This window comes from Maribellus mangrovi, from assembly GCF_037646455.1.
Classification (GTDB): domain Bacteria; phylum Bacteroidota; class Bacteroidia; order Bacteroidales; family Prolixibacteraceae; genus Draconibacterium; species Draconibacterium mangrovi_A.
The window spans coordinates 477,797-494,957 of sequence record NZ_JBBIXN010000003.1; the positions used below are offsets into that span (position 1 = coordinate 477,797).

Annotated in this window: 14 protein-coding genes; 6 read left to right on the forward strand and 8 right to left on the reverse strand. The window is 42.0% G+C overall.

What is annotated here, in order from left to right; all coding sequences use genetic code 11:
* Positions 1-28 precede the first annotated feature (28 nt).
* The 4 genes from WFY05_RS14880 to WFY05_RS14895 all read left to right on the forward strand — a co-directional run bounded on the left by WFY05_RS14880 (position 29) and on the right by WFY05_RS14895 (position 3,611).
* Positions 29-502, forward strand: coding sequence for a methylglyoxal synthase (locus WFY05_RS14880; protein ID WP_340113687.1), 474 nt, complete (start codon positions 29-31; stop codon positions 500-502).
* An 83-nt stretch (positions 503-585) separates the two neighbouring features.
* Positions 586-1,692: a carbohydrate-binding family 9-like protein gene (locus WFY05_RS14885; RefSeq protein WP_340113688.1), complete on the forward strand. Its 1,107-nt coding sequence runs from the start codon at positions 586-588 to the stop codon at positions 1,690-1,692.
* A gap of 7 nt (positions 1,693-1,699) precedes the next feature.
* Positions 1,700-2,773 (forward strand): family 10 glycosylhydrolase, encoded by a 1,074-nt coding sequence (locus tag WFY05_RS14890; protein WP_340113689.1) that lies wholly within the window; start codon positions 1,700-1,702, stop codon positions 2,771-2,773.
* Positions 2,774-2,906: 133 nt separating this feature from the next.
* Complete coding sequence (locus WFY05_RS14895; protein WP_340113690.1) at positions 2,907-3,611, forward strand: queuosine precursor transporter; 705 nt, start codon at positions 2,907-2,909, stop codon at positions 3,609-3,611.
* 37 nt (positions 3,612-3,648) lie between these two features.
* Here WFY05_RS14895 and WFY05_RS14900 read toward each other — a convergent pair whose 3' ends face one another.
* The 8 genes from WFY05_RS14900 to WFY05_RS14935 all read right to left on the reverse strand — a co-directional run bounded on the left by WFY05_RS14900 (position 3,649) and on the right by WFY05_RS14935 (position 13,697).
* The gene (locus WFY05_RS14900) at positions 3,649-3,978 is read right to left on the reverse strand and encodes a hypothetical protein (RefSeq protein ID WP_340113691.1); all 330 of its coding nucleotides are present in this window, start codon (positions 3,976-3,978) and stop codon (positions 3,649-3,651) included.
* Positions 3,979-4,028: 50 nt separating this feature from the next.
* A complete protein-coding gene (locus WFY05_RS14905; protein ID WP_340113692.1) occupies positions 4,029-6,218 on the reverse strand; it encodes a DUF748 domain-containing protein in 2,190 nt (729 codons plus the stop codon).
* Positions 6,219-6,498: 280 nt separating this feature from the next.
* Positions 6,499-8,463, reverse strand: coding sequence for a GNAT family N-acetyltransferase (locus WFY05_RS14910; RefSeq protein WP_340113693.1), 1,965 nt, complete (start codon positions 8,461-8,463; stop codon positions 6,499-6,501).
* A gap of 236 nt (positions 8,464-8,699) precedes the next feature.
* Complete coding sequence (locus tag WFY05_RS14915; RefSeq protein ID WP_340113694.1) at positions 8,700-9,884, reverse strand: MFS transporter; 1,185 nt, start codon at positions 9,882-9,884, stop codon at positions 8,700-8,702.
* A gap of 19 nt (positions 9,885-9,903) precedes the next feature.
* Positions 9,904-10,380, reverse strand: coding sequence for a GNAT family N-acetyltransferase (locus tag WFY05_RS14920; RefSeq protein WP_340113695.1), 477 nt, complete (start codon positions 10,378-10,380; stop codon positions 9,904-9,906).
* A 43-nt stretch (positions 10,381-10,423) separates the two neighbouring features.
* Positions 10,424-11,857, reverse strand: a complete 1,434-nt coding sequence (locus WFY05_RS14925) for a nucleoside recognition domain-containing protein (protein ID WP_340113696.1) — start codon at positions 11,855-11,857, stop codon at positions 10,424-10,426.
* A gap of 10 nt (positions 11,858-11,867) precedes the next feature.
* Entirely contained in the window at positions 11,868-12,659 is a 792-nt protein-coding gene (locus WFY05_RS14930; RefSeq protein WP_340113697.1) for a FeoB small GTPase domain-containing protein, read from the reverse strand.
* 3 nt (positions 12,660-12,662) lie between these two features.
* Complete coding sequence (locus WFY05_RS14935) at positions 12,663-13,697, reverse strand: metal-dependent transcriptional regulator (RefSeq protein ID WP_340113698.1); 1,035 nt, start codon at positions 13,695-13,697, stop codon at positions 12,663-12,665.
* Between the two features lie 518 nt (positions 13,698-14,215).
* Between WFY05_RS14935 and WFY05_RS14940 the strand changes: the two genes are divergently transcribed.
* Both WFY05_RS14940 and WFY05_RS14945 read left to right on the forward strand, forming a co-directional pair.
* Positions 14,216-14,992 (forward strand): class I SAM-dependent methyltransferase, encoded by a 777-nt coding sequence (locus WFY05_RS14940; protein ID WP_340113699.1) that lies wholly within the window; start codon positions 14,216-14,218, stop codon positions 14,990-14,992.
* 203 nt (positions 14,993-15,195) lie between these two features.
* Positions 15,196-17,082, forward strand: a complete 1,887-nt coding sequence (locus tag WFY05_RS14945; protein ID WP_340113700.1) for a fasciclin domain-containing protein — start codon at positions 15,196-15,198, stop codon at positions 17,080-17,082.
* Positions 17,083-17,161: the final 79 nt, after the last annotated feature.

Consider the following 17,161-nt stretch of genomic DNA (forward strand, 5'->3'; position numbering starts at 1 on the left):
GATGCTTTAACCAAAAAATTTTAATCGTATGAAGAAGAAAAAAAATATTGCAATAGTTGCCCACGACAACAGAAAGAAAGACATTATGGAGTGGGTGGGATTCAACTGGAAAGAGTTGGCCCAGCATGATTTGGTATGTACCGGAACCACCGGGAAATTGGTGGATGATACGTTGCGTACAATGTGTGAACAGCATGGAACTGTTCCGCCAACAGTGGTTCGACTGAAATCGGGACCGCTCGGTGGCGATCAGCAACTTGGAGCCATGATTTGCGAAGGAAAAGTTGACTTGCTCATCTTTTTCTGGGATCCGATGCAACCACAGCCACACGATGTGGATGTGAAAGCTTTATTGCGAATAACGGTTCTTTACAACATTCCTACTGCATCGAACCGCTCTACCGCCGACTTTATGGTGAGTTCTCACCTGTTTCACGATGAATATGATCCCATTTTAAAGGATTACAGGGACTATATTTCCCGGGATTTAGAAATGGCGTAACTTTTTTAATAATTTTATAAGATTAGGTATCGAATGCAATTATTTTAATATTTTTGTTGCAGTTCACCAACGAGATATAGAAAATGCAGTGGAGGAATGGTGCCATTTTTTTATTCACCTGGATCTTTTCCGGTTTTACATCGGTTGCACAGGTCAAACAAAATACGTTTGAAAAGTTATTGACTGCCCCCAAAAGCTACGTTATTTTTCACACAACAGATGCGATAACTGTAGATGGAAAACCATTGGAGAAATCGTGGCAGAAAGCAAGGTGGTCCGATAAATTCGTGGATATTGAAGGTGCTGATAAACCAAGGCCAACCTACAGCACCCGGTTTAAAATGCTTTGGGATCAGCAAAGTTTGTTTGTCTATGCCGAACTCGAGGAACCACACATTTGGGCCTACTACGATACGAATGATATGATCGTTTTTCACGAAAATGATTTCGAGATCTTCCTTGATCCTACACGCGACACGCACAATTATTACGAGTTTGAGATCAATGCTCAAAATGTAATTCTCGATTTGGTGATGAATAAAGCCTATCGAAGTGATGGTACTTTTAATTTACACTGGAATGCTGAAGGTTTTCGAAGTGCCGTGCATCTTGAAGGCACATTGAATGATCCTTCTGATATGGATACAAAATGGTGTGTTGAAATGCAGATTCCGTTTTCGTCGTTAAGCACAAACGACGAATATGTTCAGCCACAAGATGGAAGCCTTTGGAAAATAAATTTTTCTAGGGTGCAGTGGCAAACCGAGGTTAAGAATGGAAAGTACGTCAAGAAAAAAGATCCTGAGACTGGTAAGAACCTCCATGAGAATAACTGGGTATGGAGTCCGCAGGGCGTGATCAATATGCATTATCCCGAACGCTGGGGACTGGTCAGGTTCTCAGAAAAACCGGCGGGAAGCATTGTGGATTTCGAGTTGCCTGACGATGAAGTTCTGCGCAAATACCTTTGGGAAACCTACTATCATCAACAACAGTTTCGAAGAGCGCATAAACGATTTGCAACATCGCTAAACGAACTCAAGATGGCAGAAAGCGGTGAGGATGCCGGGCTAACGTTTCAACTAAATATGAAGGCTGATTCTACAAAATTCCTGCTTACTTTAACTGCTGACAACGGATTGGTGATAACGATCGATCAGGAAGGATTTGCACAACAAGCAACTAAATAATGCGGAGATGAATAAACGTGATTTTATCAAGTCGTCGGTTTTAGCCGGAATGGGAATGACGGTTTTGGGAGCATCGGCAAGCGAATCGAATGCGGAAAAGAAAGGTCCTAAGATTAAGCACTGGGTTTGGGAAAATCCAAACCGCAATGCCAGCGTTGAGGAGTTGAAAGAGAAGTACGAAATGTTTTATGCTTCAGGAGTTCGAGGAATGTTCTTTGAGGCCGACAGCGAGCATCACTTTCGTATTGCCAAAAAAGCAGGGCTGGAAACACACCGCTGGATATGGACGATGAATCGCGGAGATAAGCAACTTTTGGAAAATCAACCGGAGATTTATGCCGTTAGCCGTAACGGAAAATCGTGTGCAACCGATCCGCCGTATGTGGGATATTACCGCTGGTTGTGTCCAACAAAACCCGAGACCAAAGAATTTCTGACACAGCAATCGAAAGCAATTCTGGAAAAAGATTACGTGGATGGCCTTCACCTGGATTATGTGCGGTATTGCGATGTGATCTTGCCGGTAAATCTCTGGGATAAATACGGCATCGATCAGACTAAAGAATTACCCGAGTACGATTTTTGTTACTGCAATTCTTGTCGTTCGAAATACAAAGAACAATACGGTACCGATCCGCTCGATATGGAATTTCCCGACCAAAGTCCGTCGTGGCGAAAGTTTCGGTACGAGCAGGTAAATAATATTGTGAATCATCTTGCTCAATTAGCGCATTCGCATAAAAAGCCAATAACGGCAGCAGTTTTTCCAACGCCCGAAGTGGCACGCAGGATCGTTCGGCAAGACTGGACCAACTGGGACCTGGATGGTATTTGTCCGATGATTTACCACGGATTTTACCGGGAACCTGTAAAATGGATCGGAGACGCTGTGGAAGAAGGCCTGCACTTTTTGTGCGGTAAATTCCCGATTTATGCAGGTTTGTTCATTCCCGATTTTAAAACAGATGAAGAGTTGGAGCAGGGAATACGTTATGCCATGGATAATGGGGCGTCTGGTGTTTCTCTTTTTGGGAAAGTGGACGAACGCGTGCTTGGTATCCTGAAAAAATCGCAAGCATAATAAACTGCTGAAAAACAAATACTTTTGCCTTTTTGCTTTTTACTTTTACCTTTTTTCATACATTTGCAGCCCGAATTGAAATGTTAAACTTTCGCAGGTGGCATCACCCTGCGATGACATAAAAATTAAAAAAATGCAAAACGAAATCCTGTGGCTGGTCATGTTACTGGCCAATTTCCTGTTAATTATTTTAGCGTATCGCCTGTTTGGCAAATGGGGACTGATCATGTGGATCCCGATCTCGGTGATCGTAGCCAACATTCAGGTGATTCAAACCGTGAAGCTGTTTGGACTGGCGGCAACATTGGGTAACATTGTTTATGCCACTTCCTTCCTGGTCACAGATATTCTTTCGGAGAATTATGGGAAGCAGGAAGCAAAAAAGGCAGTTTGGATCGGGTTTTTTAGCCTGATCTCAATGACATTTTTAATGAACCTGGCATTGGAATTCATCCCTCTTGCCGGCGACGATTTTGCTCCGGTCGCTCACGAAGCAACCAGCACCATCTTCAGTTTGATGCCGCGGATTGCCATTGCCAGTTTATCAGCATATTTGCTTTCGCAGCGCCACGATGTCTGGGCTTATCATTTTTGGAGAAAACGCTTTTCCAAAGACAATCAGATCTGGTTACGGAATAACCTGAGTACCATGGTTTCGCAATTGATCGACAGTGTAGTTTTTGTTCTCATCGCTTTTTGGGGAGTTTACGAAGGCCTTGTTCTTTTCGAAATCTTTCTGACCACTTATATTCTGAAATGGGTGGTAGCCGCTGCGGACACTCCTTTTGTTTACTGGGCCCGCGGCATTCATAAGAAGAATAAATTTTTGATGGAATAATTGGAGGGAACTTCGGTTCCCTTTTTGCATTATGATTTTATTCGTAAGAAAAGATTACTCCTAAAATTGCGAGAACAAAGAGTAATGCGATTCCCAGTATTAACATTCGTTTGGCATTTCGTTTTTCTTCATTGGTTAGTGGCCTGATCCTTCCTTCTTTTTCCTGCTTGTTCTCGATACCCTGTCCGATTGCAATGCCCACAGAAACACCAATGGCCGGGCCAATTCCTATAAATGCAAAATTCTTGCTTATAATGGCGATCGGAATTCCAACTCCTGAGAATACGGCAATGCAGATGCCCATCCACAGATTCAAAAAATAACCTTTGGGATACTTTTTATCGTTATCGTTAATTGTGGATTTCATTGTTGTACTTTTAGTGTTTTTACAATATTTGTATCCGATCAGCTAGAAAATTACGGATTTTGAGTTTCAACATCCTCAGCAAGTTTGTACGAAATGGCAAATCGTGGCCGGCTACCAATGTTTAGCACATTATCTGGATCATAATCCAAAACTCTGATGGAGGTAGAATCATTTAGCGTGAGCAGGTAATCTTTTACCATCGTTAACCGCTGTTTTTCCCGGAATTGAATTACACTGTCTTTGGCTGTATCTAGTGCCAAAAGTCGTTCGTAGTCCTGTATCACCAACGAATCGCGACCACTTTCGTTTTGAAGGTATTTGAGGTAGTCTTTTTGATGCTTAAGTGGATTTTTATCGTGCTCATCTTTGTATGCTTCCTGAACAATCTGTGAAGCTGCATCAATACGTTCCAGCTTTCGGTCGTTCAAATATTGCAGTTCAATGGCCAGTTCGGGTTTTAATTCTTCCAGTTCGAGTAACAGATCGAGGCTGCGACGTTGCTTGCCGGTAAGTGTGGTGTCGCTGTATACAAGAGTGATCTCTTCAATTTCTTCGGGTTGGGCACCCAGCAAATTTCCGAGAGCCTTAAATGGGGAGGCAACAATTTTAAACATGAAACCTTTAAAGGTATTCCAAACGATTTGACCGACATTTGTTTTTGGGTCTGAAAGATCACCGCTCACCGGGATATCCAGTTTTACATCACCATTAATGTCTTTTAAAATAAAAAGTGCGAGTTTAATGGGAATGTCATAAAGGCCACCGGTTTTTCGGCCCATTTCGACATTGCGAATCACCAGTTCGTTACTGCTTTCGAGTTGGCGGTCGATAATGGCGGTTTTGTTTACGTAATACATTTCCCCAAATAAAATCGGCAGACCCATATAGTGTTTCGAGTAGATATTTACATCGGGCAACTGAAAATCGGACAATACATAATTCAACTCGATATGATTAAACGGATCGTGTGGATTGACACCCAGATTAGCCTCCAGGTTTCCACGCTTGTTTAGCTTCATGGTGGTGGTGATCTCCAGCAAGTCACTAGTCAGCGAAATGGAATCCATGTCAACATGTACGGCCGACAGTTCGTAATTGAATACTTCCTGAAGTCGTTGGTCGCTAAAATCGATCAGGCCACTATCAATCACAAAATTATTTACAAAAACATCGTAAGGAGTACTGGCTTCCTCTTGCTGATTCGCTTCCTGTTCTTCGTCTTGCTCAGCAATCAGGTTTTCGAGGTTAAAAACCGAATCGATCAGTACCAGGTTCATATACGGTTGATCAAGTCTGATCATTCCCAGCTCAGCTTTGAACAACAATGGTTTCATAGTTTTTAAATCGGCTTCTGCATGCTTAACACCAAGCACTTTTTGACTGTTCTGATCATCAAGCACCAGATCATTTACATAGGCTTTACCATTCAAAGTAAACTCGTTGAGGTCGGAAGCCAGGCCATTAAAAAAGATGTCGGCATCCAACAGCCCTTCAATGTCGGAAAAGTTCATGTATTGCTGAATATAGGGCAGAACAATTTTAAGATCGAGGTTTCTAAAGTCGGCTTCTCCGGAATATTCGTGTGTTTGTGAATTGTAATCAAAAGAACTGCTGATACTTCCACCCTCGCCAATATTGAAGGCCACATCGGCTGTACTTTCAGCACCACCCCAGTATATTTGCGGAATAAGGAAACTTATATTCTCCATCCCTATCGTGTGATCAAGTTGCTGGTCGGTATAACTCAGCTGTCCTTTTTTTATTTCAATCTGGTTGAGGTTAAGTTTATAAGATCGCGATTTGGTGGTGTCCTTTTCTGCATGCTCTTCGGTATCGAAAAATTCGATCAGGTCGGTGAAGTTGAAAATTGTATCGTTTTGCAAGATCCGCGTGTTTGGATTCACCACCTGAAATTGTTGCACATGAAACTCATGTTTTAACAAACGCAGAGGCTTTAGATTTACCAGCAACGAATCGAATCCAACGAAAATATCAGTACCATTCTGCTCGTACATTTTGGCGTTGTATACCCTCAGACTTGAGGTGAAATAATTGTACCGGATTTTTTCGATCGATAGCGTCCGACCACTAATTTCAGCGCCGTTTTTATTCAGGCAATTTCTGACGATTTTGGGAGCAAGCGCGAGTGCAATAATTAACAGCAAAGCCAGCATAGCTACACTTATTAGTAGTACTTTTTTACGTTTATTTTTGCGATGTACATTTGCGGATCCTTCCATATTTTTCAGTCTGTTAAATTTTTCTGTTTCTGAATTGCAGATTTAATTTATGAGCTTATTATTTAAACAACAATCGGAACTTTCGGTTTTAAAAACATAATCGGAATAGTTTCCGGGAAAGACTTTCTATGTTTGTTCGAATCATTAACATACGAAAAGACCGACTCGGTTTTAATGAGCAAGCCTGTATTTTACTAAAATCAACGACAGCAATTCTGTGGGTACAAACCGCGCTAAAGAATGATGCAAAAAAAAGTTCCGGGCTGAATCCAACCGATAATTATTTTACCGTCAGTTCAATTTTTTGAACGTTCTTGGCAATTTCTATCCTGTTGATCAGCGAATCGATCAGCGTGTCGTACAATATGTCACCCAGCACAAGGTCTTCTATTCCGTCGTCGATGTTGGGATTGTCGTTCACTTCCAATACATAAACTTTATCTCCAATCATTTTAAGATCCACACCATAAAGTCCATCACCGATCAGAGCTGCAGCTTTTAACGCTGTTTTCAACACCGGTTCAGGCACCTCTTCCACCGGCAAGGTTTCGGAATCACCTTCCACTTCAGCGTCTTTGTCTTTCCAGTTGTAGATTTGCCAGTGGTTTTCGCTCATGTAATATTTGCAGGCAAACAAAGCTTTGTTGTCCAGAATACCGATCCTCCAGTCGAAATCGGAATACACGAATTCCTGGCAAACTACCATGTCCGATTTTTTAAACAGCTGATCAAGCGCGGTCAATGCCTCTTTTTCATTATCAACTTTGAATACACCCAGCGAGAAAGCGCTGTCGGGTTGTTTTAACACTATCGGGTAACTGACCGCATTCAGCATTTTTTTATTGAACAGGTTTTTAGTGAAAACAAGGGTTTGCGGTGTGGGAATTTTGTGTTTTCTGAAAATCTCGTTCTGATAGATTTTGTTTGAGCATTTCAGAATCGACCACGGATCATCGATTACCACCAATCCTTCAGCATAAGCCATTCGCGAGAACTCGTAGGTATAATCGTTCACGTTGGTGGTTTCGCGGATGAACAAGGCATCAAACTCGTTGATCTTGTCCATGTTTTTACGCGTAATGAACTCTAGGAAAACACCTTTCTTACCGGCGGCATTCTTTAGTTTTTGCAGAGCTGTAGTGTTCGACGGCGGTGTTTCTTCTTCGGGATTCACCAGCACGGCTATATCGTATTTAAAATTGGTGAGCTTGGGTTTGCTAAAGCGTTTTCTGCTAAAATATTTTCGCGCAAACTCGTACATATTTTCCAGTTCGTCGTCACTAAGTCGCGGTAATGTCAATACCTGAATATCTTTGATCAGCCACTTGTCATGTTTCACAAATTCAACCTTAAATAATGGTGCTTCAAATAACTGGTAGAGTTTCATGGCCAGTGCTTTAAAACCTCGGGTGGAGGTTTGCCCGAAAAAGACTTTCAGTGAAAAAGTGTTGTTTTTCTCGCGCGTTAACGAACGATTAATTTCTTCCTCGATATCGAAAGCTGCGCTGTTTACCACATTCAGTAGTCTGAAATCGCGGATGGTTGCAATACTCGGGATAACCCGCTGGCCACGTGCCGATGCCAGTAGTGAAACATAGTAACCGTAACTCTGGTATTTGTACGAACTACACAGGTTAAAAACCCGGTAATCCGTGCAGTTCTGATAGTTTGGATTATTGATGTAATCTTTTACCGTGATAATGTTGGCGTCCACCTCGGTAAACGACCACTTAAAAGGCTGGTTAATCACAATGATGTTCGAGGTTTTTCCATTTAATTCGGCTTTCATTCGGCACTCCATTTTTAAGGCATGCTCACCTTCTGCATAATAATCCGGAATGTTTTTTATAGCCCGGAATCCGCGTTTTTGATACCAGTTGACCAGGGCTGTGTTTTTCTCGTTTACTTCAATGGCAATCTTCCCATATTTTTTGCGCCGGGCCAGCTCAAACACATGTTTCAAAAGTAACTCGCCAAAACCTTTATTTTGATGTTCGGGAAGAATAGCCACCGAATAAATTCGGATGGTGTGCTGATATAAAAACAAGGTGAGTGAGCCTACGGCTTCTGTGTTTTTTTCGTTTGCTTCGGCAATTAGCACACTCTGGAAATCGCTTAGCAGGCTGTACCTGATGTTTTGTCGCGTGTTTTGCTGAAAAGGTTCGAAACAGCTTTTTTCCAGTCGAAGCAGGAAATCAAGATCTTCGATCCCGGCTTTCCTGATTTGAATATTCAATGGTTTCATGAACGTGATTACGGAAAAAAATAAAACGGGTTAATCTTTTTGTTTTGTTGTTGCGTAATGGTTTGAATAACAGTAAAATATCGAAAGGTCGATTGCTTCACATTTTCGGGATGAATATAGAAATATTTTTAATTGAATATTCAGTTCATAAGAAATGATGCACTAAAACGAACACTATTTCTCAGAGGAAGTAATTATGAAGTGAAATGTATTCGTAGGCGTAATAGTCCGGGATTTTAATGCTCCTTTTTCTGATCTTCTGTATATACCATTAGAAAGATAATCACTAACATGATTCCAGCCATAATTGCACCGGCCAGGAATGCCGCTTCAAGTCCTTTTAATGCATAGAACAATCCCACCATTAAGGGGCCAAAAGTTTGCCCGCCACGCAGTACCATCGAGTTCAGCGACATAAAAGCCGCGCGTTCACTAATGCCGGCAAACCCCACCATCATATTTTGTATGGAGGGAATAATTACGCCGTGACCCAACCCAAAGATCACAACAGCAATCCCGATTAGTTTATAATCCCCGGCAGTCATCATAATCAAGGTGGCAACCAAGTAAGCCGAACTGCCAAAGATCAACTGTTTTTTCAATCCCAGCCACTGGTGGATTCGTCCCAATTGAGAACTGATCCCTGCCGTTGTTATCGACATTAACGACATCATCAGCCCGATTTGATACGATTCGGCACCTAGCCTTTTTTCCAGCATCAGGGGGAAATAGGTCAGGTAAGTGCCGTATAAGATCAGGAAAATAATGAAATTAAGCAGGAGCAATCCCCACACGGTTTTCCGATTGATGGTTTGCCAAACTTTGCCAAAGTAAGAGCGTAAATTCGCTTTGTTTCTTGGTTCGGGATTATTTAAACACCTGATCACGCATAATCCAAGAGGAATGGCCAATATCGGCAAAGCAAAAATGTAATGCCAGCCTAAAATGGCAATAACTCCGCCAAGAGCAGGGTAGGAAGCTGTAGCAATACTTAATACACTGGCGTTGTATCCCATAACGGCGGTACGCTGTTTCCCCCCGAACAAATCACCAACGAGGGTAATGTTCATGCTTGAAAGCGAACTGGCTCCAATGCCCTGGAAAAATCGCAAAGCCAGCAACCAGTAAAAATCTTTGGTGAACATGCAGGCAAATCCTGCCATTCCGAATATAAATAACGAAGGAACCAACACAATCTTTCTGCCGTAACGGTCGGCCAGTATGCCGGTAAAAGGTGTAAGAAAAATACCCGGAAGCGTAAATGCCACTATTAATCCACCAACCTGTTGCGGACTGATGTCGAAATAACGGATAATATCAGGAAAGGCCGGAGTGATGCTGGCTACACCCATCATAGCGATCAGTGTAACACCAAAAATAATGTAGAGGTTTTTGTTTTTGAAAACGGACGTTTCGGACATTTTAGATTGCTTTGAGGCCCTAAGTTAACATTTTCTGCATACGGTAATTGATCAGGTTCTCTCCCCGGATCAGCTTATTTTGTTCTTGTATCACCTCAAATCCAGCTCTCTCGAAAAAGGGGCGCGCTATGAGACTTACATCTGAAACGAGTTTCTCTATATTTGATTCTGAAGCCTTTTGCTCCAGCACATCTAACAACTTTCCGGCAATTCCATGGCCTTGGAAATCCTTGTGTACGAACAGAAAATCGATGTAGTTGTTTTCCAGCGAAGCAAAACCGACGAGCGTTTCTTCTAAACGCGCCACCACAAAATATTGTCGGTTGAGTTTCTTTTTCCAGCGCTCGGTGTTTTTAGCACCGGCGGTCCAGGCAGACCGCTGTTTGGGAGAGTAATCCCGGGCGCATACCTTATTTATGGTATCGACAAAAAGGGTGAGAATCTCATCCAGATCAATAGCTTTGGCGGGTGTGATAATTAGTGGATCATTACTCATTAATAAAAATATTCCGTGATTTCTATTGGCCGGTCTCGTAACATCATTGAAATAAAAACCATATTTGAGTGGTAAAAAAGGTAACGATCAAACCTAAAACAATTGGCAGAAAAGTGGCAACAAGGGTCCATTTGGTACTCTTGGTCTCCTTGTAAATGGTATAAATTGTGGTTGAACAGGGATTGTGTAATAAGCTGAACAACATCAGGTTTATACCGGTCAGCAAAGTCCAGCCTCCGGCATGGAGAATATTGGCTGTGTCATTCATCGAATCCAGTTCGAACATCACTCCCGAGCCTGCCCCAATACCACTCATTTTTGCATTTAAAACCGTAAGCATTAAAACAGTAGGTATCACAATTTCATTGGCCGGTATGGCAATAATATATGCTAGCAGGATGACACCGTTTAATCCGAAAACTAAAGCAAACGGATTCGACCATTCAATAAAATGTTCCGCAATACTTAGCTCACCGATATGGATATTTGCAACCAGCCAGATCACTATTCCGGCAGGGACAGCAAAAACTACAGCGCGCCAGAGCACGATTAAAGTCCGGTCGATCAGCGAGGTATACAAGGTTTGCAGAACACGCGGAGGGCGATATGGAGGTAATTCAAGACTAAAAGAAGATGCTTCTCCTTTTAAAACCGATTTGCTAAGGCCCCATGAGACAATGAGGCTAAAACCGATTCCTATTAATGCAACGGCAACAACAGCACCTGCAGAAACGATTCCGGCAATACCAGCCGGAACCAGTCCGCCGATAAAAATTGTGGCAATAAGAATTTGTGTTGGCCACCGGCCGTTACACAACGAGAAATTGTTGGTAATTATAGCGATCAGGCGCTCTCGTGGACTGTCGATCACTCGTGCAGCAACCACTCCGGCAGCATTGCACCCAAAACCCATACTCATTGTTAGTGCCTGTTTGCCATGAGCACCTGCTTTACGAAAAAGGTTATCCATGTTAAAAGCTACCCGCGGCAAGTAACCCAGGTCTTCGAGCAAAGTAAATATGGGGAAAAAGATGGCCATCGGGGGCAACATTACTGCAATTACCCATGCCATCGATAAGTAGCCGCCGTCGATCAAAACTCCGCTGAGCCACCAGGGCATATTTATCGACTCGGCTAAATTTTTTATTGCGGGGTGAAGGGTGTCAATCAATAAGGAAGCCAGCAGGCTTGATGGATAGTTGGCCCCGGCAACAGTTAACCAAAAAACTACAGCCAGCATAATAAACATCAGCGGGAAGCCCAACCATTTGCTGGTTACTATTTTGTCCACTTTTAAGTCGAAACTGTAGGCTTCTTTCTCGCCCAACTGTTTCACTGTCTTTGTGGAGATACGGGTGGCATTTTCATAGATGGTTTCAATGATCGAGTCGTTAAAATCGGTCCCCAACTCCCACCTTACTGAGTTGGCCGCAGATATTATTTCTTCACCTTTTTGTTTTAGTGTAGTATCCTTCATATTGGACAGGTTAATTCTGAATGCTTAAATCCTCTTCGTGTAAATTCCCAAGTTCACCTGAACGCACAGCCTCAATAATGCTGTTATCACCTTCGAGTAAACGCATGGCTACCCAGTTTACATTGGGCAATCCGGGATACGTTTCGAGGAGTTTCTCAGACAAGGATTCAATGGCCTGATTCAGTTTTTTTGAATTGCTTTTAATTTTGGGTGGTTTGCAAACGTATTTCCCGGTGGCTACTTCTTCAATGGCCTGAAGTAATTCATTCATTCCTTCTTTTCTGCGAGCTGAGGCTGGAATAACCGGGATTCCCAGTTCCCTGGAAAGTGCTCGGGTATCAATTTCCAGATTGTTACGTTTAGCTTCGTCCATCAGGTTGAGGCAGAGAACTGCACGGTCGGTAAGTTCCAGTATTTGCAAAACCAGGTTAAGGTTGCGCTCCAGCCGGGTGGCATCGGCTACAATAACCGTTACGTCGGGCTGACCGAATAGAATAAAATCGCGGGCTACTTCCTCGTCCGTACTTGTCGATAAAAGGGAATAGGTTCCGGGCAGATCCACCACTTTGTACCTTTTGTCGTTAAACACAAAACCTCCTTCGGCTCTCGATACCGTTTTCCCCGGCCAGTTTCCGGTGTGCTGACGCAGCCCGGTAAGGTTGTTAAACACGGTGCTTTTACCGGTATTCGGATTACCGGCCATCGTGATCACATAATCTACATTATCGAGATTTACGCCCAGTTTAACAAGATTTGCTTTATTGTGCGCAGGACAGTTCGCACAATTATTTGGTGTATTCATCTTTTACAATTTGCGGTTAATAAAAACCTGGTCGGCATGTTGTTTCCTGATCCCAATAGTGGTGCCCATAACCCTGTAACCGACAGGGTCTCCTGAAGCACTTTTCATTACTGCCGAAATACGACTCCCGGGTACAATACCAAGATCCATTAAACGTCTTCGCTGTTGTCCCCTGCAATTGGGTGAAATCTCCAGCACTTCAGCTTCTTCTCCAAGATTAAGGTCCGACAACAAATCCTGTTTTTTTGTCTGAACTACTTCCGGTGAAATTCTTACTACTGTAACATAACCGGCAAACAGCGGCGTTAGAAAACGTTCTTCGCCGTCGGCAACAACGGTTATTTTCTTATCAGTAACATCGGTTACGTACAATTGCATTCCCGGATATAAGCCCAGAACAACCAGTTGCTCAAAAATGCTTACCGGCTCATCCTCCAGGTGAATGATTTGCGCCATTTCGCCTTTCTTTAAAACATTTAAACCTATACCCTGGTTTTGTGGCAGTTCCCCTTCGGCAGTTGGAATCGGATCGCCATGCGGATCGAATACCGGATTACCGATCGTTGCCGCCAGTTTCTCGGTCTCTTCGTCCGTAACCAAGTGTTCTATTCGGTCAGCTTCGCTGTGCCAGTCTGCTGGCGCCACTCCTGTTTGGTCGGCCAGGTATCTTTCCCAGATTCGGTGTATTCGTACAATCCGCAAGGCATATGAACGCCCGGCCTCGGTTAAAGTTACCAGGTGATTGTTCAGGGTGATTAAGTCCAGAGCCGATAAGCGATTTAACAATTTACCCGCTTTGTCCACGGTAATATTCAAATGCCCGGCCAGACCGGTTATGTTGCAATCGGTTTTGTTGTATTCACAATCAAAAACAAATTTAAGGGCGTCTTCCAGTAACACCCTTTCGTTGCTTTTTGTCAGCTTTGTAAACAGTGCCAGTCCTCCTTTTTGTGGCCAGAAGAGCCAAATCAGCAAGCTAACTATAACCAGTCCGATCAGTAAAGTGATCTCGGGCTGTATTTGCAAAATGGTAAACATCTTTTTTGCTTTTGGTTACTATTATATATCATCCAGACAGTCTGCAGGTAGATCACAACCTATAAAATTATCAATACTGTTTTGAATACCAATCCACCAAGACGTCTATTTAAAATTTGGGTGAAGTTAGAAGCTTAAGCCGCAATTTTCTGAATGTTCTGCTTTCTTTAACTCTAAATTTAAAATATAATTTTGTAAACATCACATCTTAACTAGTTGTCCGACCAAATTTAACGATCTGATCCAATAGTGAGGAATCCGAAAAAAGGTTATTCCTTCCAAAGTTTAGTATTCTTTCAGCGGAAGATGATATATTTGTGTCACTAAAATTAATTGATGTCTAAAGTCAGGAAGGATTTGGTGTAGTAAACGATCTTTGACGTTGATTCAATGGTTGTCCTTTAGTGAAACTCCGGCAGGATCTTGCCAGAGTTATTTTTACAGCTATACATTAACAATAATTGCACCTGAACGTATGGAAATATGTTTGGTCAATTATATTTTACATTTTAAACATCATGAGTAACGAAAAAAGTAAATCCATTCATGAATTCGATTTTAGTTTAATCGCGGATTATTTTTCGAACCTGGAACGTCAGGGGCCTGGAAGCCCTGAAATAACCCTAAAAGCAATGAGTTTTATTGAAGGGCTCAGTGAATATTCACGTATTGCTGATCTGGGTTGCGGAAGTGGCGGCCAGACTATGGTACTGGCGCAAAACACGCCCGGTCACATTACGGGCATCGATCTGTTTCCAATTTTTATTGATCAATTTAACCAGTACGCAAAACAACTTCACCTTGAAGACAGAGTGATAGGGCAGGTGGATTCAATGGATTACTTACCATTTCAAGAGGAAGAGCTGGATCTAATCTGGTCAGAAGGTGCAATCTATAATATTGGTTTTGAACGGGGATTAAATTATTGGCTTCAGTTTTTGAAGCAGGGAGCTTATATTGCTGTTTCGGAAGCATCGTGGTTTACTTCCGAGCGACCGGAAGAAATCGATGCATTTTGGAAGGATGCTTACCCGGGGATAGATACGATTCCAAATAAGGTAGCGCAAATGCAAAGGGCCGGATATATTCCAGTTGCCACTTTTATAGTTCCCGAAATCTGCTGGACCGAGCATTTTTATGCACCGCAAGTTGAAGCACAGGAGGCTTTTTTGCAAAAATATGCCGGGAATAAAACCGCTGCAGATTTTATTGCCAATCAACGGTATGAGGAGCAATTATTCAATAAGTATAAAGATTATTACGGATACGTATTTTATATCGGTAAAAAGCTCTAAATAGATGATGAAGGGGATGTTTTAGCATCCCCTTTCTTCGCTTTTCCAAAATGAATGAGGATATTGACTAATATATACTGATAATCTGACGAATATGGACTTGTGATTCTGTAGACTTTAAAATACTTTTAAAGTCTATTTAGATTGAATTTGACTGAGATACTATTTGACTGACTATATACTTCTTTTAAGAAATACACACTATGAAAATAAAAGGTGCTTCTGGGATTAAGATCTGTCGATCAATCCTGTTGTTCTTAGTAAGCATTGCATCTCTCATTTCATGCAATAGCGATGATATTCCGGAAGAAAGTTACTATACTTTTAGTGGCGAACTGGTTGGAGGTTATCTCGAATCGAGACCTGATGAGTATTCAGAATTCACAGAATTACTAAATAGGACCGGGATAATGGCGCTGTTAAAAGCCTATGGCGAATATACTTGCTTTGTACCGGATAATGAAGCAATGTATAAGTTTTACGCTTTAAAAGGAAAAGAGTCGCTGGCAGAATTCCCTGAGGATAGTTTAAAAACCATTGCCTATCATCATCTAATCCGTGGATTTTCTCTTGGAACCAGCGATTTTAATGAAGGTCGCCTGAGCCAAAAAACCATGAGCGATCGTTTTATATCGATTACATTTAAGGATTTTGATAAAAACCAAACGATTAAAATAAATCAGACATGCCCCATATTGCTTAAAGATATTGAAGTACATAACGGGATGATCCATAAAATTGGTGAAGTGCTGAATCCAAGTGAAAGAACAATAGTGGAAGAACTGTCGACAGATAAAAAGTTTACCCTGTTTTTTAGTGCCCTGAAAAAAACAGAACTCGATAAGGAATTAATGCTGATAGAAGATAAAACGTATGATCCAAGCAATTTTCTGCAACCCGATCCGACTTCCAATGTAAGGGTACCGAAAACCAGAAAATACGGATACACTGCATTGGTGGAAAGCGACTCGACATATGCCGAATATGGTATTTTTAACCTGGCAGATTTGGAGGCATATGCCAAAAATATTTACGATGTGGTTTATCCCGAAGATGCCGGGATTTCGGATGTTACGGACAGGAGAAATAGCCTGAACCGATTTGTTGCCTACCACCTGATCAATAAGCAACTGAGCTACACTAAGTTTCTTATTGATCTTGATAATACGGGCCATTCGATTAAAACTTACGACATGTTCGAATATCTTGAGCCCATGTGTCCAAATACCTTATTGGAAGTTCGTACCAACAGGTATACCAACGAGTACAATATTTTTAATATGACAGGAACTGTTGAAGAAGCCGTTCGAATTGTAGAGACAAATTTCGATAATGATGCGCTGAATGGGGTGTATCACGAAATAGATGGGATTCTGGCATACACCAATGAAGTGGAAAGGCACATGTCTACCATCAGATTACGAATGGATGCAGCCAGTTTCTTTCCTGAACTAACCAATAACAATATCAGAAGTAATTTGGATAAAGGCGGTCATTATTCCATTTTATGGAAATTGCCTCAAGGTTACCTGGAGCGATTAACCATGTCGAAGACCACCGAATTTGGCTATTTTGATTTTGATGAGCGATACCTGGATTACCAGGGAGATGAAGTTTACCTGAGTGGTTTGTACGATTTTAAAATTACTACTCCAGTTATACCTGCCGGAACATACGAAGTACGCTTTGGTTGGAAAGTCGAAACCAAGAGGGGAGTAGCACAGTTGTATTGGGACGGCGTACCAACCGGTATACCACTCGATCTCACCATTTTTGCCACGAATCCTAATATTGGATACGAGCAACCCGGATCAAACTCACGTGATCCGTATGGATATGAAAATGATAAAGCAATGCGTAACCGTGGTTATATGAAAGGGCCATCGAGCTTTCAGGCTGCCACCGAGTTGTGGTTTACAGGTAATGCGCGAATGAACGACGGATACCTCAGGAGAATATTGGGCATTTACACTTTTGACAAAGCAGGTACACACGAGTTTGGTGTGACAGCCGTGAAAAGTGGTGAATTTATGTTTGATTTTCTGGAGTTTGTTCCGCTTGAAGTGTTGGAAAGAGAAGGAGTGGAATAGAATTAGGTTTGTCTTAAAAGAGAACCGTTCTTTCTTATCGCAAAACAAAAAAGAACGGATCTTAATATTGGACTGGATT